Origin of the sequence: Vibrio sp. 10N.247.311.14, assembly GCF_041467715.1 — a bacterium.
In the GTDB taxonomy this organism is placed as follows: Bacteria; Pseudomonadota; Gammaproteobacteria; order Enterobacterales; family Vibrionaceae; genus Vibrio; species Vibrio crassostreae_C.
Map to the genome: position 1 here is coordinate 60,077 of NZ_JBFSVE010000006.1, position 23,952 is coordinate 84,028.

General features: G+C 44.2%; 22 protein-coding genes. 10 read left to right on the forward strand and 12 right to left on the reverse strand.

Annotated features, from left to right (window positions below):
- The first annotated feature begins 23 nt into the window (after positions 1–23).
- Positions 24–149: a hypothetical protein gene (locus tag AB6F11_RS03660; protein WP_017060906.1), complete on the forward strand. Its 126-nt coding sequence runs from the start codon at positions 24–26 to the stop codon at positions 147–149.
- 122 nt (positions 150–271) lie between these two features.
- On the opposite strand, the gene AB6F11_RS03665 is transcribed toward AB6F11_RS03660, so the two are convergent.
- A complete protein-coding gene (locus AB6F11_RS03665) occupies positions 272–1,348 on the reverse strand; it encodes a low specificity L-threonine aldolase (protein WP_102393568.1) in 1,077 nt (358 codons plus the stop codon).
- 303 nt (positions 1,349–1,651) lie between these two features.
- Between AB6F11_RS03665 and AB6F11_RS03670 the strand changes: the two genes are divergently transcribed.
- The 3 genes from AB6F11_RS03670 to AB6F11_RS03680 all read left to right on the forward strand — a co-directional run bounded on the left by AB6F11_RS03670 (position 1,652) and on the right by AB6F11_RS03680 (position 5,962).
- Complete coding sequence (locus AB6F11_RS03670; protein WP_046223961.1) at positions 1,652–2,269, forward strand: NAD(P)H-dependent oxidoreductase; 618 nt, start codon at positions 1,652–1,654, stop codon at positions 2,267–2,269.
- Complete coding sequence (locus AB6F11_RS03675; protein ID WP_048608770.1) at positions 2,269–4,194, forward strand: monovalent cation:proton antiporter-2 (CPA2) family protein; 1,926 nt, start codon at positions 2,269–2,271, stop codon at positions 4,192–4,194. Before AB6F11_RS03670 ends, AB6F11_RS03675 begins: the two co-directional genes overlap by 1 nt.
- Positions 4,195–4,735: 541 nt before the next feature.
- Positions 4,736–5,962, forward strand: a complete 1,227-nt coding sequence (locus AB6F11_RS03680; protein WP_102397919.1) for a DUF819 domain-containing protein — start codon at positions 4,736–4,738, stop codon at positions 5,960–5,962.
- Between the two features lie 128 nt (positions 5,963–6,090).
- On the opposite strand, the gene tdh is transcribed toward AB6F11_RS03680, so the two are convergent.
- Entirely contained in the window at positions 6,091–7,122 is a 1,032-nt protein-coding gene (gene tdh / locus AB6F11_RS03685; protein WP_102393571.1) for an L-threonine 3-dehydrogenase, read from the reverse strand.
- A gap of 110 nt (positions 7,123–7,232) precedes the next feature.
- Positions 7,233–8,426, reverse strand: coding sequence for a glycine C-acetyltransferase (locus tag AB6F11_RS03690; RefSeq protein WP_061031178.1), 1,194 nt, complete (start codon positions 8,424–8,426; stop codon positions 7,233–7,235).
- A 455-nt stretch (positions 8,427–8,881) separates the two neighbouring features.
- On the opposite strand from AB6F11_RS03690, the gene AB6F11_RS03695 reads away from it, so the two are divergent.
- Complete coding sequence (locus AB6F11_RS03695; RefSeq protein WP_102393572.1) at positions 8,882–9,814, forward strand: LysR family transcriptional regulator; 933 nt, start codon at positions 8,882–8,884, stop codon at positions 9,812–9,814.
- Positions 9,814–10,197 carry a VOC family protein gene (locus tag AB6F11_RS03700; protein ID WP_102393573.1) on the forward strand — a complete coding sequence of 128 codons (384 nt, stop codon included), beginning with the start codon at positions 9,814–9,816 and terminating at the stop codon, positions 10,195–10,197. The genes AB6F11_RS03695 and AB6F11_RS03700 overlap by 1 nt, the downstream gene beginning before the upstream one ends.
- Positions 10,198–10,308: 111 nt before the next feature.
- Here the strand turns inward: AB6F11_RS03700 and AB6F11_RS03705 are convergent, their stop codons facing one another.
- The 4 genes from AB6F11_RS03705 to AB6F11_RS03720 all read right to left on the reverse strand — a co-directional run bounded on the left by AB6F11_RS03705 (position 10,309) and on the right by AB6F11_RS03720 (position 13,894).
- Positions 10,309–11,844 carry a PepSY domain-containing protein gene (locus tag AB6F11_RS03705; protein WP_104216173.1) on the reverse strand — a complete coding sequence of 512 codons (1,536 nt, stop codon included), beginning with the start codon at positions 11,842–11,844 and terminating at the stop codon, positions 10,309–10,311.
- Between the two features lie 111 nt (positions 11,845–11,955).
- Positions 11,956–12,306: a hypothetical protein gene (locus AB6F11_RS03710; protein WP_017064798.1), complete on the reverse strand. Its 351-nt coding sequence runs from the start codon at positions 12,304–12,306 to the stop codon at positions 11,956–11,958.
- A 301-nt stretch (positions 12,307–12,607) separates the two neighbouring features.
- Positions 12,608–13,003, reverse strand: coding sequence for a cytochrome b562 (locus tag AB6F11_RS03715; RefSeq protein ID WP_017059534.1), 396 nt, complete (start codon positions 13,001–13,003; stop codon positions 12,608–12,610).
- 144 nt (positions 13,004–13,147) lie between these two features.
- Entirely contained in the window at positions 13,148–13,894 is a 747-nt protein-coding gene (locus AB6F11_RS03720; RefSeq protein ID WP_017059533.1) for a phosphatase, read from the reverse strand.
- Positions 13,895–14,215: 321 nt separating this feature from the next.
- Here AB6F11_RS03720 and AB6F11_RS03725 point away from each other — a divergent pair, with 321 nt between their 5' ends.
- Positions 14,216–17,239, forward strand: a complete 3,024-nt coding sequence (locus AB6F11_RS03725; protein WP_029236400.1) for an HD domain-containing phosphohydrolase — start codon at positions 14,216–14,218, stop codon at positions 17,237–17,239.
- 42 nt (positions 17,240–17,281) lie between these two features.
- Here AB6F11_RS03725 and AB6F11_RS03730 read toward each other — a convergent pair whose 3' ends face one another.
- Positions 17,282–18,307, reverse strand: a complete 1,026-nt coding sequence (locus AB6F11_RS03730) for a DMT family transporter (RefSeq protein WP_104216172.1) — start codon at positions 18,305–18,307, stop codon at positions 17,282–17,284.
- A 91-nt stretch (positions 18,308–18,398) separates the two neighbouring features.
- Here AB6F11_RS03730 and AB6F11_RS03735 point away from each other — a divergent pair, with 91 nt between their 5' ends.
- Together AB6F11_RS03735 and AB6F11_RS03740 are read left to right on the forward strand one after the other, a co-directional pair.
- Entirely contained in the window at positions 18,399–19,346 is a 948-nt protein-coding gene (locus AB6F11_RS03735) for a LysR substrate-binding domain-containing protein (RefSeq protein WP_102428808.1), read from the forward strand.
- 36 nt (positions 19,347–19,382) lie between these two features.
- Positions 19,383–19,703, forward strand: a complete 321-nt coding sequence (locus AB6F11_RS03740) for a heavy metal-binding domain-containing protein (protein ID WP_004730185.1) — start codon at positions 19,383–19,385, stop codon at positions 19,701–19,703.
- A gap of 106 nt (positions 19,704–19,809) precedes the next feature.
- Here the strand turns inward: AB6F11_RS03740 and AB6F11_RS03745 are convergent, their stop codons facing one another.
- Positions 19,810–21,066 carry a peptidoglycan DD-metalloendopeptidase family protein gene (locus AB6F11_RS03745; protein WP_017064801.1) on the reverse strand — a complete coding sequence of 419 codons (1,257 nt, stop codon included), beginning with the start codon at positions 21,064–21,066 and terminating at the stop codon, positions 19,810–19,812.
- Between the two features lie 161 nt (positions 21,067–21,227).
- Complete coding sequence (locus AB6F11_RS03750; protein ID WP_017069419.1) at positions 21,228–22,067, reverse strand: tetratricopeptide repeat protein; 840 nt, start codon at positions 22,065–22,067, stop codon at positions 21,228–21,230.
- A gap of 276 nt (positions 22,068–22,343) precedes the next feature.
- On the opposite strand from AB6F11_RS03750, the gene AB6F11_RS03755 reads away from it, so the two are divergent.
- The gene (locus tag AB6F11_RS03755; RefSeq protein WP_104216171.1) at positions 22,344–22,859 is read left to right on the forward strand and encodes a cytochrome b; all 516 of its coding nucleotides are present in this window, start codon (positions 22,344–22,346) and stop codon (positions 22,857–22,859) included.
- An 80-nt stretch (positions 22,860–22,939) separates the two neighbouring features.
- Here the strand turns inward: AB6F11_RS03755 and AB6F11_RS03760 are convergent, their stop codons facing one another.
- Positions 22,940–23,374: a hypothetical protein gene (locus AB6F11_RS03760; protein WP_102393580.1), complete on the reverse strand. Its 435-nt coding sequence runs from the start codon at positions 23,372–23,374 to the stop codon at positions 22,940–22,942.
- Between the two features lie 116 nt (positions 23,375–23,490).
- Positions 23,491–23,757 carry a hypothetical protein gene (locus AB6F11_RS03765; RefSeq protein ID WP_017059525.1) on the reverse strand — a complete coding sequence of 89 codons (267 nt, stop codon included), beginning with the start codon at positions 23,755–23,757 and terminating at the stop codon, positions 23,491–23,493.
- Between the last annotated feature and the right edge of the window lie 195 nt (positions 23,758–23,952).

Below are 23,952 nucleotides of genomic sequence, written 5' to 3' on the forward strand. Positions count from 1 at the left end.
ACAACGAATTTAAGGCCGAATTTATGAATAACACTGAGCAACCTAAAAAGAAAATGAAAAACTGGGTGCCAATCGTCTTCTTCGGACTTCTCAGTACGGTTCCAGTGTTCATGTTCTTAGTTGATGTGTACATCAACCAGTATATGTAACAGAGCCGGACATCCTAGCTATATAAATGGATATAAGAACCCTTTCCTGTATCCATTTCAGTTCCAATTAGATCAGTTCTTCTGCAGTCAGCTCTTCTGTAATCAAATCAACTTTTCCGTAATCAAATCAGCTCTTCGTTAATAAAATCAAGAATGTCGATCAGCTCATGATCAGGCAGATTCAGTAAGTTATCACCAACATACCATTCAATCTTACATTGGTTTGGCAATTCGCTGATCGCTGGATTTCCTATCCAAACCTTGTGTTTCTTCGCTATGTTATCTCTCACAATAATGCCGTCTTCATAGCTCACAGGTAAATATAGGTGAAGCATGTTGACCTGCGGTTGCTGCGGATTAACAGTGAACTGAGGATAGTCTAATAAGATTTGGTAGATCTGTTTTGTTCGCTCAAACAGTGATGGCATCAACTCTAATCGCTCATCAAACTGCATTGCTGCTGAAACCACATAAGGCGTTCGGTGATAAACATTGCCACCTTGGCGCTTCATCCACGCCGATGCTTTCGCGACAAAGGCTTTATCGCCCAACAATAACGAACCACCAAGGCCATTGAGACCTTTGTACAGCGAAACATAAGCACTATCGAAGCCCTGAGCAATCTCGCTGTATGGCTTTTGATAATACGCGCCGCATTCCCACAAACGTGCACCGTCCATATGAAGGTGAATCGATTGTTCTTTGCAGTATTGCTTTATAGCTTCAAGCTCTTCCCACTCTGGCAATTGACCGCCAATTTCGCGCATCGGTAATTCATAAAGAGCGGCTGCAATCTCATCAGGCCATGCCTTTAAGTCATCAACATTCCAAGTGCGAAATACATTGCCGACCGGAAGCACGTTGAAACGATTTTGGAGCTGATACCCTTGGCGTTCATGGCGAATGATATGACTCGACTCATGCATCGCTACTACCGGGTTTCTTTTCTCTTGGCAGGCAATTTCTAATGCTGTGGGTTGATTCATGGTGCCGGTAATAACAAACACGGCGGCTTCATAACCAAGCAGCTCTGCGACCTTATTTTCAAAGCTCTCGATAAACTCGCCATCACCGTAGCTATCATGGCTCACATTGTGTGTTTCACACCATTCAGCCATCTGAGCGAATGTTTGTGCTGGTGTCGGTTCTAGATGACCAGAAAGCAACAAATCACATTGTTGACGCAAGTCCATGCTCATAGTTTTTTCCTTTATTCATTATCGTTCTATGTAGGGTTATTGGATTATTTACGTTACCCACCAACGGTGACATAAAATGCCCACATTCGCTTTTACTATTCGTGAATAATTAGTTTTACTCAGTCATCGGCTACTTGTGCCTGAAAGACACAAAATGACTGGTGTCTTATATAATTAAACGCAGAAAGCACACGTATCTAAACAAAGAAGTATGGGCTAATTCGTTGTTGTTCAACCATTCTTCTATTATTGTATAACTATAATTCCAATAAATATTATTCGTTAATGGACAAAGAGGGCTATATGTCGAAAAATCGAGTCTTGGTGCTATTCGCCCACCCTTCTCAACATCGTTCTGAAGCAAACAAACCCTTATTTGAACAAGCCAAACGCGTTGACGGTGTTACCTGTGTCGATCTCTATGCCGAGTATCCGACATTTAAAATCAACATCGACCGTGAACAGAAACGCCTGTTAGACCATGACATCATCATTTTTCAGTTTCCTTTGTATTGGTACTCAACACCGGCAATTCTTAAAGAGTGGCAAGACCTTGTTCTTGAATACGGCTTCGCCTACGGCGCCGATGGCAATGAACTACAGGGTAAGAACTTATTATGTAGCATTACTGCAGGTGGTAAAAAAGATGCCTACCAAAGTGATGGTTACAACCATTTCACTATTCGAGAGCTGCTTCACCCAATCGAACAAACTGCTTCTCTGTGTGGGATGAACTATCTCGCGCCCTTTGCGTTATTTGGCTCGCGTACCGCGTTGGAAGAAAACCGCATTCAAGAGCATGTCGATAGCTATAAAGTGCTGTTAGAGGCGTTGGTTGCCGGCAAGATCAATATTAAGAAAGCCAGCAAAGCAGAAAAACTCAACCACTACGTAGAAGAACTAATGGCAGAGGTTAAATAATGACGGGATATTTTCTACAAGCGTTTATCTACTTAGTCGCAGCAGTTATTGCCGTGCCTATTGCCAAAAGACTTGGTCTTGGTTCTGTATTAGGTTACCTCATTGCTGGTGTTGTGATTGGCCCAATCATCGGCTTAGTGGGTGAAGAGACCACAACCATCCAACACTTTGCCGAGTTCGGCGTGGTTATGATGCTGTTCTTGGTCGGCCTTGAACTTGAGCCTAAGATGCTTTGGGCAATGAGAAACCGACTGATGGGGCTGGGTGGCCTGCAAGTTGGTGGCACTACCGCGATTGTAATGGGTATCGCCCTTTTCTTCGGACAACCTTGGACCATTGCGCTGACTATCGGTTTGATCTTCGCACTGTCATCTACCGCGATTGTACTCCAAACCTTTAACGAAAAAGGGCTATCCAAAACAGAAGGCGGCAAGAACGCTTTTTCAGTCCTACTGTTCCAAGATATTGCCGTCATCCCTATGTTGGCGTTCATTCCTCTATTAGCGTTGCCAGAATTAATTGAAGCTGCACAAAGCGCGGTCGCTTCGGCCTCTGATCATCATGAAGAGTTAAGTCTTGTTGCTGGCCTACCCGGTTGGGCTTATGGCCTTGTGATCACAGCATCTATTGCGATTGTTGTGGTCGGCGGACACTTCTTGAGTCGTCCACTGTTCCGCTTCGTGGCAAGCTCAGGCCTGCGTGAAATCTTTACTGCAACCGCACTGATGTTGGTGATTGGTATTGCTGCACTGATGAGCCTAGTCGGCCTATCACCGGCTTTGGGTACCTTCCTTGCGGGTGTGGTTTTAGCGAACAGTGAATTCCGCCACGAGCTTGAGTCTAATATTGACCCGTTTAAAGGGCTGCTACTTGGCTTGTTCTTCATTACCGTTGGTGCTGGCATCAACTTTGATGTTCTATTCAACGACTTTGGTTTGATCATTGGCCTCACTCTTGGCGTTATGCTTCTTAAAGCCTTGGTGCTATTTACGTTGGCATTGATCTTCAAAATCAAAAACAGTGACCGTTGGCTGTTTACACTGAGCTTGGCGCAAGCCGGTGAGTTTGGTTTTGTACTACTAAGCTTCTCAGCTCAAAACCACGTATTACCTGCTGACATCGTTCAAACATTGTCGCTGGTTGTGGCACTTTCAATGTTCCTAACACCAGGGCTGTTCATTCTATTTGATAAAGTGATTCTTCCTCGTTACGAACAAAAATCTAACGACCGCGAAGAAGATACCATCGAAGAGAAAGGTACCGTTATCATTGCGGGCATTGGTCGATTCGGTCAAATCGTTAACCGCTTGCTGGTGTCGAACGATGTCAATACGGTGGTTCTGGATCACCAAGCGAACCAAGTAGACTTGCTGCGCTCTATCAATATCAAATCTTACTTTGGTGATGCGACTCGTCACGACTTATTGCATACCGCCGGAATCGAAGAAGCCGCGATGCTAGTAGTGGCAATCGACAACCAAGACTCAAGCGTTGAATTAGTGAAATACGTTAAACACACCTACCCTAAAGTGAAAATCTTAGCCCGCGCATTCGACCGTGGTCATAGTTATCGCCTAAGAGAAGCGGGGGCAGACTTTGTTGAATCAGAGACCTACCATTCTGCTCTTGAAATGGGCGCTGAAGCCTTGCGTTCTTTGGGTCATCACCCATTCTTCGTCGAGCAGCAAAAATCGACTTATCAACGTGTTGAGAGCCGTAAGTCTGAAAAGCTTTACCAAGCTTGGTCTGAAGCGGAAGAGAACCCACGCTACGACAACAACTACCGACAAATCTTCATTCACCTTGAAGAAGCAATGAAAGAAGATATGAAAAAAGACCGTTCAGACAAACACTCTCGTTCTGAACGTGGTTGGACACCGCCACCGAAAGGCTATGCAGATGGCTTTGAGGAAGAAGAGTCCTAAGCAGAACTCTAAATAACGGCGCTAGATAACCATACTAGGCAACCATCAAAAGCGGCTATTTAGGCCGCTTTTTCTTTCATTGACTCCCTACAAAACGTCAAATGAGCATAAGTATCAGGTGCTAGAACTCGTAATCCGAAAGATTTATGTGATCTAGCTAAAATTTTTAATTTCTGACCACATGGCAAAAGTGAATTCACTTTTTACATTATTGAAACATTCCAACCTCGCATAAACCACACCGTAAACATGGCTATATATGCACTCATTTAAGTCATTCAATCATCGCCCCAATTCATAGCGACCACCCTCTAAGGCTTGAGTTACATTGCATATATCTAAATACGCCGCACAAGCTCCAACTTAACCATTCACCATGCAAATAAGTAGCGTACTGTATTCACAAATTTAACCCGTTAAAATTAACATAAACATTTCAAAGCATGTCTATCGTTACAATTTGTAACGAATAGCGGTTATCGGTATAGTCCTGCAATTCAAAAAGTGAGACCTTTGCGCTCACCTTAAAGGAGATATAATAATGATTACTAATGATGCTGTAATAATGGGCATGTTAGCTGTTATTCTTGGCGGTGTTTTTATCACGGAAAGTAGCCAAAATAGCGCACTGAAAAAATTCTACTCGTTCGTTCCGGGTCTATTGCTCTGTTACTTTGTTCCTTCTCTACTGAACAGTTTAGGCATCATCGACGCATCAAACTCTAAGTTATACTTCGTTGCAAGTCGCTACCTATTACCAAGCGCACTCGTTCTACTGATCATCTCAGCAGACCTACGTAAAATCTTTGGCCTTGGTTCAAAAGCCGTCATCATGTTCCTAACCGGTACTGTCGGCATTATCATCGGTGGCCCGCTGGCTATCTTGATCATCGACCAAATCAACCCTGACCTCGTATCTGGCGACGTATGGCGCGGCCTTACAACCGTTGCTGGTTCTTGGATTGGCGGCGGTGCAAACCAAGCAGCAATGAAAGAAGTGTTCGAGGTTGATGACCAACTCTTCTCTGCAATGATTACGGTTGATGTTATCTGTGCAAACATTTGGATGGCCGTGTTACTTATCATGGCAGGTCGTCAGAAGAAGATTGATGCATGGTTAAAAGCGGATACCTCATCTATTGAAGAGCTAAAAGAAACCGTTTCTAAATACCAAGAAGAGAACGCTCGCCCAACAACCACAACCGATCTCATGAAGATCACGGGGATTGCGTTCGGTCTTACCGGCCTAGCTCACTTTTTCAGTGACATGATTGCACCGTGGATCTCAACCAACGCTCCAGAACTTGCGAAATACAGCCTAACATCTGGTTTCTTCTGGTTAATCGTAATGGTGACAACGTTCGCGCTCATCGCTTCATGCTTCAAATCAACACGCAGTCTTGAGCACAGTGGCGCATCAAAAGTAGGTTCAGCGTTCATCTACATCCTAGTTGCAACGATTGGTATGCAAATGGATGTGACGGCTATCTTAGACAACCCAGGTTACTTCTTCATTGGTATCACATGGCTAACTATCCATGCCATTCTAATGATTGTGATGGCGAAGCTTATCCGTGCACCATTGTTCTTTATGGCTGTCGGTAGCCAAGCTAACGTTGGCGGCGCAGCATCGGCTCCTATCGTAGCAGCAGCATTCCACCCAGCATTGGCTCCAGTAGGTATTCTAATGGCTGTACTTGGTTACGCACTCGGTACATACGGCGCTTACATCTGTGGCCTAATCATGCAGGCTGCTGCATTGGGTTAACAACTCATTGCTGTAAAAAATGGGCAACTTAACCTTGATCATATCGCCCATTTTCTTGAGTTCCGAGATGTAAAAAAGGCGACAGTAAAAACTGTCGCCTTTCTAATATCTTGTTACTCAGCTAAAGCTTATTCCCAATCAAGAATTACTTTACCTGACATACCAGAGCGCATCATGTCGAAGCCTTTCTGGAAGTCGTCCACTTTGTAGTGGTGAGTAATGATTGGTGTTAGATCTAGGCCAGATTGGATCAATGAAGCCATCTTGTACCAAGTTTCAAACATCTCACGACCGTAGATACCTTTGATAACCAAGCCTTTAAAGATTACTTGGTTCCAGTCTACCGCCATGTCTGATGGTGGAATACCTAGTAGAGAGATCTTACCGCCGTGGTTCATGTTAGTTAGCATGCTATTGAACGCAGATGGGTTACCAGACATTTCTAGGCCTACATCGAAGCCTTCTGTCATGCCAAGATCAGACATTACGTCTTCAAGCTTCTCTTCCATCACGTTTACTGCGCGAGTCACACCCATTTTCTTAGCAAGATCTAGGCGGTACTCGTTTACATCAGTGATTACAACGTGACGAGCACCAACGTGCTTAGCAACAGCTGCAGCCATGATACCGATTGGGCCAGCACCAGTAATTAGCACGTCTTCGCCAACTAGGTCGAAAGAAAGCGCCGTGTGCACTGCGTTACCAAACGGGTCAAAGATTGATGCTAGATCATCTGAAATCTCTGTAGGGATCTTAAACGCGTTGAACGCAGGGATCACAAGGTATTCAGAGAATGCACCAGTGCGGTTAACACCAACACCTGTTGTGTTACGACAAAGGTGAGTACGGCCGCCACGACAGTTACGACAGTGACCACATGTGATGTGACCTTCGCCAGATACACGATCGCCGATTTCAAAACCACGAACTTCTTGGCCAATGCCAACAACTTCACCTACGTATTCGTGACCTACAACCATAGGTACTGGAATTGTGTTTTGTGACCACTCATCCCAGTTGTAGATGTGTACGTCTGTACCACAGATTGCGGTTTTCTTAATACGGATAAGAAGATCATTATGACCCATTTCAGGTTTTTCAACCTCGGTCATCCAAATGCCTTCTTCAGGCTTAAGTTTAGAAAGTGCTTTAATTTTCATAATGTTACCTAGTTCATCTCGCCTAACTGTAAGGCGAGAATCAAAAATCTATATGTTCGACTGGGTGGTGTTCCATCTAATTAAAGGATGCTCGTGACACCCCTTTAAAATTAGATGATGCCCATGTCTTTACCAACTTGGATGAACGCATCGATTGCGCGGTCTAGTTGCTCACGAGAGTGTGCTGCAGACATTTGCGTACGGATACGAGCTTGACCTTTTGGTACTACAGGGAAAGAGAAACCTACAACGTAGATACCTTTCTCTAGAGCGCGCTCTGCGAATTCAGCCGCTACTTTTGCATCGCCAAGCATGATTGGGATGATTGCGTGATCAGCACCGCCCATAGTGAAGCCCGCTTCTTCCATGCGAGTACGGAAGTGAGCAGAGTTTTCCCATAGTTGAGTACGTAGGTCACCTGACTCAGCTAGAAGATCTAGAACACGGATAGACGCAGATACGATTGCAGGTGCAACAGAGTTAGAGAATAGGTATGGACGAGAACGCTGACGTAGCCAGTCGATCACTTCTTTCTTACCAGACGTGTAACCGCCTGAAGCGCCACCCATTGCTTTACCTAGCGTACCAGTGATGATGTCGATGCGATCAACAACGTTGTGGAACTCGTGAGTACCAGCGCCGTTTTCACCCATGAAGCCCACAGCGTGAGAATCATCAACCATTACTAGTGCATCGTACTTGTCTGCAAGGTCACAGATAGCAGGAAGGTTAGCTACTACGCCGTCCATTGAGAATACGCCGTCAGTTACGATTAGCGTGTGGCGAGCGCCAGCTTCTTTAGCTGCGATAAGTTGCTGCTCTAGCTCTTCCATGTTGTTGTTCGCGTAACGGAAGCGCATCGCTTTACATAGACGAACGCCATCGATGATTGAAGCGTGGTTTAGCGCGTCAGAGATGATTGCGTCTTCTTTGCCTAGAATCGTTTCGAATAGGCCAGCATTCGCATCAAAACAAGACGTGTATAGGATTGTGTCTTCTTTACCTAGGAACGTAGACAGCTTTTGCTCTAGTTCTTTGTGAGAATCTTGAGTACCACAGATGAAACGAACTGAAGCCATACCAAAACCGTGCTGATCCATACCACCTTTTGCAGCTTCGATAAGCTCAGGGTGGTTCGCAAGACCTAAGTAGTTGTTTGCACAGAAGTTTAGTACTTCTTCACCAGTCGAGATAGAAACCGCTGCTTTTTGAGCAGAAGTAATAATGCGCTCAGACTTGTAAAGACCTTCTTCTTTAACTTCTTCGATTTGATTTTGAATCTGTTGGTAAAATGCAGAAGACATTGTCTCATTCCTTCCTAGTTATTATTCAGCAGCATCGCGCGCCGCATTATGTAGGGATATAAACGATCCTAAAACGATCATTTACACTGTAAAACTAATCTCTATATTCTAGTTGAACATCGCCTTTTCGATTATCCCTCCAGTTGGAAAAACATTAATGAATATGAGGCACGAATAATAGTTCATCCCAGTGACATAGGGCACATTAACGCCCTTCACCTGCTTTTTTAAACGCCAAATTAGCTATAATTTCCGTCTAATTTCGCTTTCATATCAAATCTCAATTTTTCATCTCAGAATGCGCAGCAGCAACGCCGCTATACAGATGAGCTTCAAACACAACAACCTATCAGAGCAATCACGTCAATCAATTAATGAAATTGATTCACAAATCAAAGTAAATCGCTCACAATGACCATTAAGTTCATCGTTGAAACTAGCTTAACTGGATACTTATGATTAACCCAAAACTCATCGCCCTGCTTCCGGATCTCGCCTCGTTCATTTTGGTGGTTAACGAAGGTAGTTTTACGGCTGCAGCAAAACAGTTAGGCGTGACACCATCAGCCTTGAGTAAGCTCATCACCCGCTTGGAAAAAGCGCTATCGGTGAAACTGTTTGAGCGTACCACTCGTACCCTTATCATTACGCAAGCGGGTCAATTGGTTTATGATCAGAGTGTGGTGATGATCAACGCAGCGCAACAAGCCGTTGAACTGTCTACCTCCGACCATACCGAACCTGCAGGCTCGATAACGGTAGCGGCGCCTGAAGCCTTCTTGAATTCGGTATTGCAGCCTTTCGTTGTTCCATTCTTAAATCAGTATCCAGAAATCCAACTTAAATTGAGAGCGGCTGACGGCGACATCGATATTTTACGTCAAGGCATCGACATTGCTTTCCGCCTGACTGATAAGCCCGACGAAAGCTTAGTATTGAAAGAGTTAGGAAAAACAAACCTCGTGTTGTGTGCAAGCCCTGACTATTTAGATGCCAAGGGGATTCCTCACCACCCTACCGAGCTGTCTGAACACGACTGTTTGTATCTTGCAGAGACAGACAAAGATCACATTTGGGATTTTCTTAAAGATGATGAATTTCACACAGTACCCGTCAGTGGACGTTACGCAGTTAACCACTCGCAGATGCGACTGAAAGGTGTGAAAGAAGGTCTAGGCGTCGGTATTTTCCATGACTTCGTGATTCAAGATGCGTTGGCTGAAGGGGCTGTAGTACAAGTGTTGGAAGATTGGACCATCAAGAGTAATTACCATGGTGCGATTGCGATGCAGTTTGCTCAAACCAAGTACATGCCCGCTCGACTGCGTGTATTCATTGATTACGCCATGGAGCACTTAGGTGACAAGTTGGCAGGAGAAATAAACTGATGTTGAAAGGAATACACCACGCAGCCATAATCTGTTCAAACTACAACGCATCGAAGCACTTTTACACCGAGATTTTGAAACTTGAGATCATTGCCGAAAACTATCGTGAGGCTCGCCAGTCGTACAAACTTGATTTAGCGCTACCTAATGGTGCTCAAATAGAGCTATTCAGCTTCCCTAACGCGCCAGAAAGGCCTAGCTTTCCCGAAGCTCAAGGGCTAAGACACTTAGCTTTTTGTGTTGATGACGTTCAACAAATCAAAAGCTATTTGGAAGAACAAAGAATCGAAGTCGAACAGATCCGAATTGATGAATTTACAGGTAAAGCATTTACTTTTTTTGCCGATCCTGACGGGCTTCCGTTAGAGCTTTATGAAATCTAGAGCTTTATCAAATATAGAGCTGTACAAGTCTAACGTCTTCTTAATAAACAGAGCATGTCATCTGAATAATGAAACTGACCTCCTCAAAAAGGAGGTCAGTTTGTATATCAATTAACTCAATGCCGTCTTGAATTTCTCAACGCGTGAAAATAGTAACCAATCCAGCAGCATTGCTGTCACGATCGTCGCTCCCGCCAGTGGAAACAGTACTGAAATAACTATCACGATCACTAAACCTGTCTTCCAAAGCCCTGCATCGCCAAACTTCGGTGGCGTGCCAAGCTTTCGTTGACCTGAAGGTCTGCGCATCCACCACATCACACCGCCAGTCACAGACACAACAATGAACGCCAAGCAAAACAAGGCATTTAGAAGCTTATTGATGATACTGATGTCACCTTGGTGCAATGAAATACCAACCGCTAACGTCTTGGCAATGAAGTTATAATCTTGCCATGTCACCTCACCCAGTATACGACCAGAATATTGGTCGAGGTGCGTGGTACGATCCTGCGTTGGATCGATGATATCGCCACCCATTGTATTGGCTGTGACCGTGTAAACGCCCGTTTCTGAACGCGGGAAATTGACCTTGTATTGCGTAAAGCCAAGTGAGTATGCTTTTTCAGTAACGTCATCAATGTCGAAGTTGCTTGCTGACAACATATGTTGAGAGTGATCTTCACCCATCTTAGAATGGTCGTGAGGTTCAGTAGCCTCTTCCACATGATGAACGTGCTCTGCTGGCTTATCTTGAGACAAAGGCAGTGGTGTTTGCTCCAAGTTCCAAGGGAGCTCTTCTTCTGATCCATGGTTGAGGGAAGCGTGCGTCTTATCAGACAATGGAATATCGTCCCACATTTGAGCAGGGAAAGTACTCCATGCTTGAACAAGCTTACCGCCCCAAAAACCTGTCCATGCCAATCCAGATAGAATAAACAACAACAGAATAAGCGATAAGGTACCACCGATGTTCGCATGCAGATCACGCATGAGAACACGTGGCCCGGATGACACTCTCAGCTTGAGAAAACCAGCGCGGCTTGCGTTGTCTCTCGGTAGCCATAAGTAAATGCCACTGACGAGCAACAGAATAGACAAGCTTATTGCGACTTCAATTAGATAATCACCCCAATCACCAATCAACAAAGTGCCGTGAATATCATTCGCTAGTTGGTACAGGCTATCGCTGCGTGGAATTTCTCCGACCACTTCGCCAGTGTACTGATTCACAGTGGCGAAAACAGATGTTCCGTCTTCAAGTGATAGCGAAAAGCGGTTAGCGAGATCAGGGGCTTTACTCGGAACAAACTGCGTCACCGAGCCTTGTGGGTATTGATTCTGCACTGCAGTTAACTGTTGTGACACTTTAATCGGATCGCCCGATGCAACAATCTCAATGGCTTCGTGATGAAAAGCTAACTCGATTTCATCATCAAACAGCATCACCAAACCTGTAATGCTCAGCATTAACATAAACGGGATAACAAATAGCCCAGCATAGAAGTGCCAGCGCCATGTGAGGAAATAGAGGGTTTTATTGCGGTCTTTGCTTTTTATATTGGTTTCCGAACCGGTTGTTGCACTGCTTTTAGACTGCGAAGTTGCTTGTGCTTTCGCAGGGGTTTGAGATTCATTTCTCAACATTATAATTTCCTTTGACACACGCAAACATACCTTCTGAAAAATCAGAAAGTAATCTGAGCATGTTTAACTTTACTTAATACTTTATTTTTTAATTATTTTAATGGGTTAGGTTTAAGCAATAACAAAGGGAGGGCCGCGCGGGGCTTGCCTCGTGTAGCGTTCGCTTAGAGCCAAAAAAGCGTAGCTGTCGGAGACAATAGAACTCAGTCGAGTTGTCAGTAGTGTAGTGGGAAGTTCATCTTGGTGAAACGTGGAAAAATGGCTAAACGGACACGGCTTTCCTTTATGAGTATTAGGTTCGCCTTCTTCGATTTGAACCAATTCAAAGCCATTGACCGTACATAACGACGCCCATACTCCCGCACTATTACCATGAGCATTGATAACAGGCATTAATGTCACTAGCGCCCAGCTTAATGCTGTTGCAAGTAACATGAAGAAGTTGAACGAGGTTCGGCGCATTATTCCAAGTCTTTATAAATTTCCCTTATTATGAGGGACTTGGAATATAGGTAAACGTAAAGATTAACAGCAAGTTAAAAAATTGAAGCTAACGCACACTCTTTTTCGTTAAATACTGGTTACAACACTAAAACTAAGAAAGTAATACTCATCTCTTTGCAGCAGGCTTTCGATAAAAGAGACAATAAAAACGCCGCCTTACACCTTCCTCGAAAGAGGGTAATGTAAGGCGGCGTTTTAGAAATCGAATCTTGAGGTTTGCTCTTTGTTACCTATCTAGCAAACGTTCATGATTAACGAATTAACCGAAGATCTTGCTCCAGATGCTTGGGTTACGCTTCTCATGGTACTCTTCACGAAGGCCATCAATAGTACGAAGTTCTTGCTGTGCCGACGCTAAGTCACCTTGGTCTAGCTTCTGCTCAATGCTATCCAGTGATGCACTGATCTTTTTGAAGCCTTCCATGAAGTTGTCTTCTTTCTCGACTGGGTAAACACCCGTTTTCAGCTCTGCCACTAGCGTATCTAAACGAACGATAGGCTTTTGCATCTCTTCAATGCTTTGAGCTTCTGCCGCTTGTTTGAACGCAAGCTTCATTTCTTGCATGTTTTTCTTAAGGTCTACATTAGCAAATGCGTTGCCAGACAATACTGAAGCAGCGATTAAGCCAGATAAAAGGATTGAGCGAGTTTTCATTGTTTCTCCAAGTGAAGCGGTGTCTTTGAAGTTAGAGCCGTCATTACTGTGGCACTTCGACTTTATTATTTTCGGCTAGTGTATACAAAAATCTTTCAGGCACAAAAATTGATTGTGTCGAAATGCAAACCCGCCGATATTCTCTTAAACAAGATCTGAATATTCTGGGATTTCATTACGACCGCGCAAGGCCAAAAAGGCTAGGAACTGCTTTGGCGAATGGGTAATCACTTTACTCGAGTCTACGCCCACTTCATCTAACAATGCTGCGACTAAGTCTAAGCCACCGACATCTAAACAGAAATGCGCATCGCTGCCTGTTGTAATAAATGCACCCTTCGCTTTCGCTATTCTTGCAATCTCATAGCAGCGGTCAACACTGCCAACTCGGCTATTGCCTTTGAGTGTGGTGTTGTTGATCTCAATCGCCACGTTGTTCTCAACCGCACATTGAATAACGGCTTCGAAATCGAAATCAAAATTAGGATTGCCTAAGTGACCAAGCGCATCAATTCGACCGCCCTTAATCACATTCAACAATGCTTCTGTATGGGTAGCGACATCCGATGGGCGAAATACTGGCTCGTGAAAACTCGCGATCACCCAATCCAAGTTCTTATCCACACTCGGATGAATGTCGATTTCACCCTGTGTGTTCATGATGTTTGACTCAACACCTCGAATAATTGCGACATCTTCAATAAAACGAGGGAGCACACGCTGATTGCTGAAGAACCAATAGTGTGGCGCGCCCGGCATTGATTCTGAATGATCAGTAGTACAAAACATGGCTAAACCATTTTGCTTTGCCGACTTGGCGTTTTCGATCAATGTGCTGTAAGCATGACCACTTGCGTATGTGTGGGTGTGAGTATCTACTTTGAGTTCCATGAATCAATGCCCTCTTCGCTCGGTCAAAATACGTTTTTCAGAAAGTAACTCTGAATCTCTTTCAGGAAAAGAATACTTCAGAAAATGAATGCCTAATGGCAACAATTCGGCCAGTTTATCAGCTGAAAGTGACAATTAGCACCCAAACATAAAGGTTTATTACTGGTTCATTTACACGACACGGGAATACGTGGCTAACCAGAGCCAGCCAGCGCTTGGTCTTATCTAAGTAGAACCGCACACACTCGGTAATTGCGCCAATTTTTTGCAACCTACCCAAGTTCGTCAATACTTAAACCAGCCTACAAACTGGAGTGTTAGATGAGAAGAAGACGATATCCGCTGAGTATCCACATCACTAGCCTTTTCCTAATTTTGACAACACTTGTCGGTGCGGTATTGATTTCGATTAGTTATCGGCACTCCCAAGAGCTGCTGCTAGGCACAGTGCGCGAGATCAGTAATGAGCACCGCGACAAACTGGAATCAGTATTTAAACAAGCCATTGCCCCTGTTATCACAACCTTAAATGTGATGGCGGTGAGCCCGTTTGTTGCTCATCAAGCTTCCGCTGTCGAAAAAGACTCTTGGCTTGCTTCGGTCGATATCATCTTCAAGCAAAACACCAATTTGGTCGCTCTATTTTATGGTTCTGAAGATGGTGACTTCAGAATCTTTCGTCCATTAAGCACCAATAAACAGAGAGCCGAAAACAGCGCGCCCGCTAAAGCGACCATGATGGTTAGCAGCACCAATCTAGACGGTGAAAACTTTATTACCTATCTTGATGGCGCACATCAAGTGATCAGTACTCGACAAGCAGAGAGTAAGTTCAACCCCACCACTCGTCCTTGGTTTCGTAACGCAAAGCCTGATGGCTCAATACAACTCTCTGAGCCCTATCTATTCTATTTCCTGCAAACCAATGGCATTACACTCTCTAGGCGTTCTGCCGATGGCAAGCATGTGGTTGGTGCCGACTTTACGTTGAGTTCCCTCTCTTCTCAGATCAGTGAATTAGCTTATTCTCCGCAAACCCGACTCGCCTTGTTCGATCAACATTTTAATCTTCTCGGTCAGCATCAACTTGAGCTATCAGTACCCAAGCCTGACTCCCAATCTGATGACACAAGTAAAACTGAGCAAACGAACAACCAAACAACGGGGAATCTCTCTGGCAGTGAGCAAGACCAAAGCTTCTTTAATGTGCCCAAACGTGAACAGATGGAAGCATTGAAAGCGTCCGTTATTGCGCCGCTTATCTCTGATGAAGAGAAGTTTAACCTCAATCTAAAAAACGTTGAGTACAACTTAAACACTTGGGCACTAACGCTAACGCCGGTTCAACTGACTCAAAATGTCACCTTATACTTGGCAGAAGCGACGCCACACAATGAGCTGCTCGCTGATCTTATCTCGATGCGAGACAAGCAAGTTGCGGTCGCGATTGGGATGTTGTTCATCTGCTTCGCTATCGTATGGTTTGTTGCTAATCGACTGTCTCAGCCACTCAATACGCTGATGCAACTCACCGACAACATCGCTCGATTTGACTTCAGGCGTACTCATTATCCCAAAAGCATGATTCAAGAAGTGGCTAACCTTGCCCACTCGATTGAGCTAATGGAACACACGCTTCATGATCTGATTACCCTACTTCGAGACACCGCCGGGAATCAGGAGTTTTCGATCTTAGCCAAGAACATTGCTCATCAAAGCTATTTAATTACCAAAGCAGAAACCATTGTCCTTTTCACTCAATCCAAAGAGAAAGACGTGTTTGATACGGCAGCCAACCTTGCCATTCTTCCTTTTAAGGCCGACATCAATGACTTCATCAAACACACGCCTTGGTTGCTGTGTCAGCTTAAATCTGGTGAGACGATCCATTTGAACAGAGAAGACAATGTTCTCAACTATTACCAAGATTCGATCTTCAATTCAGACCTGTACCTATTTCCACTATTAAACCGAGAGAAACTGTTGGTAGGGATTGTGGCAATTGGCTATGAGAGACCAATTACCAAGATGCAGGCAGACAAGCACGCCTTTTTAAGAGAGTTGCTCAGCTTTGCGGAAATAGCGAAAGACAACATCGACCAAATGCAGCAACAAAAAGACATGCTTAATGCCTTTATTGAGCTGATTGCATCGGCGATTGATACCAAGTCACCTTATACGGGCGGGCATTGCCAACGAGTGCCTGAGCTCACCAAATGGCTAACTCAAGCAACCATAGATGATGACCGCTATTACCCGCAATTCTCATTGGACAGTAAACAGTGGGAAGAGTTGATGCTCGCCGCTTGGCTTCATGACTGCGGCAAGGTGACCACGCCTGAATATGTGGTAGATAAGGCAACAAAACTGGAAACCATTTACGACCGAATCCACGAAGTGCGAATGCGTTTTGAGTTGTTGAAACAGCAAGCGGAAACCGATTACTGGAAAGCGATGGCGAACGGTGCACTACAAGAAGAACAACTCAAAATACTCGAACAAAGCCTGTCTGAACTGGATGAGGAGTTTGCCTTCGTTGCTGAGTGTAATCTTGGCGGCGAATCTATGACGGAAGAGCAGCTAGAACGCTTAGATCAAATAGCCAAACGCCAATGGAAACGTACACTGGATGATCAATTGGGTTTGTCTTGGTCTGAAAAAGAGAGATTTAACACCCAAAAAGAGTCGGTTGAGAAAGAGAGAACTGAGCCAACAAGTCAGGAAAAGGGTTTGCCTGTCATGGAGCCTCTGCTTGCAGACAAACCGGAGCATAAAATACCTTGGGACAATGGCTTTAACCCTGCCGATGTATGGCAAGAAGCGTTTGTACTTAAGCCCGGAGAAGTTAAATACAACCAAGGTGAACTGCACAATTTGAAAGTACGCCGTGGTACGCTAAACGATGAAGAACGTTTCATGATCAACGATCATATTATCCAAACCTTCACCATGCTCAACAAGTTGCCTTACCCGCCTTACCTTCAAAACATTCCGGATATCGCCAGCGGACACCACGAACGTATCGACGGTAAGGGATACCCAAGAGGCTTAAACGAAGACCAGTTACCTCTGCCGTCCAGAGCAATGGCAATTGCTGATGTCTTTGAAGCGCTCACCTCTAGTGATCGCCCTTATAAGAAAGGTAAACTCTTAAGCGAATCACTCAACATCATGACCGACATGGCCACCAGCGGTCATATCGATCCCAAGTTGTATTTACTGTTTTTGGAAAACAAAATCTACGATAAATACGCTGAGCGATTCCTAGAAATGAACCAACGCTGCGAGATTGACCCGCACGAACACATCGACCGAGTAAAAGAATACATACGCTCATTGTTCTAAGTTTTAAATTAACCATTCAGAGGATAAGCCATAACTCAATGGTTAGCTTTTAGCTGCCGAGTCCAATACCGCAACGTCCACTACAGTCGCTACAGCCACTGTGGTGTGCGGTTTTTGTTTGGCTTTCGCCTTGCTGTGTCTTTTTGCCAGCAATGTATTGGTGATGCTCGCCACGACAATCAGGTTAATGCCAATCATCTGCTGTGTAGAAAACACATCATCAAAGAACAAGCCCTGCCAAAGCGCGCTAAACAGCATGTTAGTAAAAATCAGAGGTGCCAACTGGGAGCCACTGTCTGCAAGCTTATACGCCTTGGAACGGAAGATTTGGGTATTGATGGTAAACAGTGCAAGACCAAGTGATCCGAGAACAATCCAGCGTAAATCGTCAAAAGACAGCAACGCCGACAAGGTTCCTTTCTCTGCACTTTCAAGTACATCAGGCACCGCAGAAACAGAAGTAAACACCACCATTGGTATCACAATAATTGCCGCAACTAAAAAGGTCCACGCGTTAAGCTCTGCCGGAGTCAGGCTGGTTTTAGACGCTCGGTACAAACTCACTTGCGAGCCAGAATTAAATACCCCCGCGAGAAGCCCAAGCAGAAGCGCAGGTCTAAAGAACTCCGAACCCAACTCAAACTGCGACCAATCCCCCGCCATCATCACTACGCCAACAAAGGTGACAGCTAAACACACTATCGTCGTTGTATGAATCTTGGTTCTAAATATTAACTTTTCTAACAATGGAATAAACAGAGGCCCCGTACTGAACAACACAACCCCTTCAACAAGCGTTAAGGTTTGCAGTGAAGTAAGGAAACACCACTGACACGCCACCATAAAGATCGCCCGCATCACCAAAGGTTTCCACATTTCTCGTGTCGGCTTGCTGATTTTGTAAAAGGTCAGGAAAAAAAATAAAAACAGACTGGGTAACAAAAAACGCACAAAACTGAGTAACGAAGTGGGCATCACTTCAGATAGATACTTGGCCATCAAGCCACTTAAAGACAAACTGAACGTCGACAACAACATGAAAGTCGTCGCCTTGGTAATATCAGACATAATTATCACCTCCTATGACATCTATTTTAGAGGCGTGACGTAATGAAAAATAGCGAGTAATATTAACTATAACTGTAAGGAAAACTTACCAATGAAAAAACTCGTTCCGCTTAAATCCGTTTATGCTTTCATTGCTGTTGCTGAGACTGGCAGCATGACCGACGCCGCGCGGGTATTGTACGTCAGTCACTCTGCGGTAAGCCAAGCGATAAAGTCGTTAGAACAACTGGTCAACAAGCCTCTGTTTCAACGAGTCGGTCGTCGTGTTGTTCTTAATGCCGCAGGTAAGCGATATTACCGCAAAGTTGCTCCCGCACTTGAGCAAGTGATAGAGGCGACCGAAGAGCTTGCCAGAACGCCTAACGACCACCGCATTACCCTCAACATGGTCAATTCGCTAGCGATGCACTGGTGGATCCCACGAGTTCCCGACTTCCAAGCCTTCGCTCCCTCACTTGATATCCGCATTTCGACGCTAACTGGCCCTTTCGATATCGAGCAGGAAGGGGTCGATGTTGCGCTTGTACATGGCAAACCCAACGAGTGGGAACAATATTACAGCGAGAAACTGGGCGACGATGACCTAATCTTGGTGTGTAGCCCTACGATATTAAAAAACCAGACCGGATTGAGCGTCGAACAACTCGTCAAACAAAACCCGACCATTGGCGTTTTTAACCTCAGGCGACAACACGACTGGCAAGTGTGGTGCGACAATTACCAAATCCCAATGCCCACATTCCATAGCAACCTGACATTCGATGTCTCCATTCAAGCAGTACAAGCTGCGATTCGTTCACTAGGCGTATTGGTTACACATCGCTTGTTTGTGAAGGATGACATCAGCCACGGGATGCTTGTCGAACTGGGTAAACCGGTTGCTAACCCGCACCAAGATTTTTACTTTGTTTGCCCAAAAAACAAATTAAAACAAGAAAGTGTGCTAAAACTGAGAACATGGTTAAGACATGAATTCACACGCTCAGAGACAGCACTGAACGATGACATTCAAGAGCAAGACCAAACTATCAATCAATAAGCGAGTGACAGCTCAGCAAGCTTACAAGAGGCCATTATGATTATTACCACCACACAATCAGTCGAAGGCAAGCGCATTGTCGATTACAAAGGGGTTATTGCCGGAGAAGCCATTCTAGGGGTGAACGTTTTCAAAGATATGTTTTCAGGAATTCGTGACTTTGTGGGTGGACGTTCTGGCACCTACGAGAAAGAACTGGAAAAAGCACGTAACTACGCGTTCAAAGAGTTAGAACAGAAAGCGATTGAAGCGGGTGCCAACGCGGTGGTAGGCGTAGATATTGATTACGAAGTCTTGGGAACAGGTAATGGCATGTTGATGGTCTCTGCTAGTGGCACGGCAGTGGTGGTTGCTTAACTGAATCACTCGCTAAATCATGCGATTACCTAGAAAAACGCCCCTTAGCTGAATCGCTAGCTAAGGGGCGTTATTGTATTCGCTGCCAAACTAGGCTTGAATATCTCTAACTCGCACGATCTTCTGGCTCAGAAATCATGGCATCAAAAGAGGCAATTCGAGCCAAAAACTCTTTTCTATCTTTAGGCATAATTGAGCTTGCCATTGGTAAGTTCGCCTTCATCGCATCGACGGCGCGACCACGAACCAATACCTCAAAGTGCAAGTGCGGGCCAGTAATACGACCAGTAGCACCAGATAGCGCAATTTTCTGACCTCGCTTAATTTGCTGACCTTTCTTAACTAAGAAGCGGCTCAAGTGAAGATAACGCGTCGTATATACGCTGTTGTGTTCAATCACCAAATATTTACCAGCATACGGGTGGTCACGAAGTGCCACCACTCGACCATCACCAGTTGAGTAGATAGGTGAACCAACAGGTGTCGCAAAGTCGGTACCATTGTGCGGTGAGATTCGCCCAGTTACTGGGTGTCTTCGTGTCGGATTGAACGAAGAAGTGATTCTTCGGAATTTTCTGTCGACTGGGTATCTATCAAAGGCTTGCTCTAGACTATTTCCCTCTCTGTCATAAAAAAGACCATCTGGTGCTAGAAAAGCTGCGACTTCTCGGTTTCTTAATTGAATTGAGATACCTTGAATTTCTGTTTTACCCGTTAGGTGATCGTCCGTGTACTGCTCTTTGACCAATACATTGAAGCTATCACCAGCTCTCAGCTCTCGAGCGAAGTTGACTTTGTCTTTTAGTGTGCGGGTGATATTGGCTATCTGGTTAGTAGTTAACCCCGCTTTGTAGGCTGACGTTGAAAAGCTACCGTGAACACTACCCGCATAGAGTTTTTCTTTCCATTCGCCTGGGATCTCGTGGAATTTATAGGTGAAGCTACCATCATCGTTTCGAGTAAAGGCTGCTTGCTCAACCAAACTCTCGTGATAAATCAGCTCCACAAGCTGTTTTGAGTCACTATCCAAAAGCAACTCTAGATGGTCACCAGGTTTTATTGTGTCGAGTTTCAAAGACTCCAGATCCGCTTCCATCACCTTTTGAACGGTTCCATATGGCAGTTGCCATGACGAAAAGATGTTGCTTAGCGTATCGCCAACTTTCACAAAATAATGGACCTTAACCAAAGAGTTGGGAGTCGCTTGCGAGTCGATGACTTCCTTATCATTAGGTTGAGAACCTTGGTAAGGGGTTATTTTGATAGAGATTTCTGGTGCTGGTTTGGAGTGAAAAGAGAGCAAAGCAGCAAGGGAAAATGCGCTGATCGCAGTAACGATCAGACCAATACGGAGGAACTTCATAAAATACTTAGCGGTTATAACGAGGAACTTAGAAAGTGTTATAACATAACAATTAAATCAAAAAAATAAATGAAATGTAAGAAACCATAGCGCGATAGGTGTGAAAGTATGGTGAGCATGCAAAGCCCACCACCTTAGTTTACACGGATCTTTACCTCATATTACTCTTCACGAAGTACTTCGAAGCGTTCTAAGCCTCGCAGCATCTCAAAGTCCGGCTCTTCAGTTAGCAGCTCTCTCATGGACCCACTGGCTTCAATAGCGCGCTCTAAGTCATCGATAGCTTGACCTTCTGCCCCTAATCGAGCATAGGCGCAAGCACGTTGATACAAGGCATGAGCATTTTGGTCATCGACTTCTAATACACGGTTACAAAGACTCATTGCCCAGTGGTATTCCTGTATATCCATAGCAGCGTCAGCTTTGGCAGTAAGTGCTTCTAAATCTCCAGGACGAACCTTCAGTATTTCATCGTAGATTTCAATTTTTTGCTCTGCCGTTTGTGCGTTCTGTGCTCTCAACCATAGGTTATGAATCTCATTGATAATTTCAATTTCGCGGTTGTTGTCGGAAATGATTCTGGTCTTGCGCTTAAGATCCCGTTCAAGAACATTAAACTTCTTCTCATAGTCTTGAGCGATAGAATTAAGTCGCTTATCAGCCATGTCTTGAGTTGTGTGTTTAAGCTCTTTGATGGATTGCCAACCCACCAGCGCGATAAGAGAGGCCACACCAGCAATAATGTAGAAGAAGTAGGTTACGGTTACATTGGCGTAATTCAGAGACTTGTCTGCCACAGTCAGTTCCCGGTCAGTCATCTGAATGGTCAAGCGTCTTTCAAGATCCTGCTGTTCCATTCGAAGCTGCTTCAACTCATCCAAGATATAGCGTTCCATCAGCGGTCTATCCAAATACTCTTGTTCCGAGTACTTAACCTCTTCGCTTGCAAAACTCATCGTGCTGAACACCGAGATAACTGCAATCAATAAGATTCGAAGCATTATACATTCCTTATATATTTATCTTTAGACTAACTGTATCTCGTAATAGGCATACAAGCTAGGAAGTCGACAAGTTTGCTATGTCCATATTGGAATTAACACTCTAAAACATCATTGATAATTATAAAACACCTGAAGCAACATCATTAATTTCTAAATTATAAAAATACCGCGTAATACTGTTCTATATGATTAATTCGCGATGCGAATATACCGAAAAATGGTTTATTGCATCGAGATGAATCTTATATTAATAACGATCAGAACGAGGTTAATTTGAATAATCCACGATACGATTTAGTAAGCCGTGTACTGCACTGGGTAATGGCTTCTGTAATCATCTATGCAACAATCGCAGGGTATGTGATGCACAATGTCACCAGTCATCCAGAGCTGTTTTCTTTGCTGTCAGTGCTCAACATGTCATTGGCGACCGTTGCGACGCCACTGCTTGTGGTTCGTTATATCTGGAGCCACTTTCGCTCGTCGCCAAGCATGCCAACCTCTGTGCCTGAAGGGCAAAAATGCGTTGCCAAGCTTGCACACTCTTTGATGTATCTTGTGATGTTTATGGTTTTCAGCACCGGCTACTTAATGCTAAAAGAACCGTACTCTTTATTTTGGTTAGTGAGCGTAAATAATCTAATTACCGACTCTGCAATCAACGGCTTCTTTTTCTATTTCCATCGTGCCAGTTGTATTGCCCTAGCCTGTTTAATTGTGCTGCATATCAGTGCCACACTTAAACACCACTTTGTCTCTAGGAACTATGTATTGAAGATGATGCTCTAGATTCAAAGAATTCAAGACAATTTGCACAAACAACAAAAAAGCCATAGCATGTTCGCTATGGCTTTCTTATTTCTATTTGATTACTTGGTTTGAGTATCAAGCATCACTTGCCAGTATTCACACTTGGCCAAGAACTCTTTTAAATAAAGCTCTGGGTTAGCAAGCTTCTCACCGCCTTTAACATCAGCTCCAGTCACACGCCAAAATCCACGAGTAACCAAGTTTCGATGATAAATAAAATCGTTGAGTTCATTGGCCTTCAAAGGAAGTTGCTCACCAAACGTATTTTCGTAGCGGCTCAGAGTCGAGGCTTGTTCACTTGGCTTCTCCCTTAAAAAGGTATCCAAATCCAAACCTAATGACTGTTGCTGCTCTTTTGATAGGGCTTTAGCTAATTTAGAGATCACACTGAACAGAGCCAACTCAACTTTTTGAGACGCTAATAACGATGCACCTAAAAGCGAATGTTCGTTGGAAATATGTTGTTCTGTTGATGAAACGGTTGCTGTTGTCACTGTGTTAACCTCAAATAATCATAGCGGGTGTTACTGAACTGGATAGAGTCTTTTCACTAAGCTGAATCTTATTCTTGTCATTAAGAAGAATCTTGCAGCTAAGCAGAGCCTTTCAACTAAGCAGAATCTTTTAGCAGAACACGGTCAGCATCAATAATGGTGAAGCCTGATGCATCTTCGTTCTTTTCGACTTGCACTAAACCTTTAAAACCAATCTGCGACAGCTTCTTCGCAAGTTGATCTGGTGCTGTTTCAAAAACAACATTCATAAAAGGTAAAGACTCAGCATCAACAAAACCATGCTCGTTAAACAGTTCCATTGCTTGAGATAAATGGTCTGAGTCGGTTAATTCGATAATTTCTACAACTTCTTCCAACAACATTTTCGATTCCATATTCGCCAGAAAGTGACTGACACAAGCCGGTTCTTTTTGCTTGCATACATCCCGATGCCCTAAGACACCCCTTTAGTAGTAGGGAGATCATAACATATTAATAATCGTAAAATATGTTTTATTTTCCCTAAGCTACTGGGAATACTAGAAAAGAATAGAAATTGGTGAAACATAAGCAACACC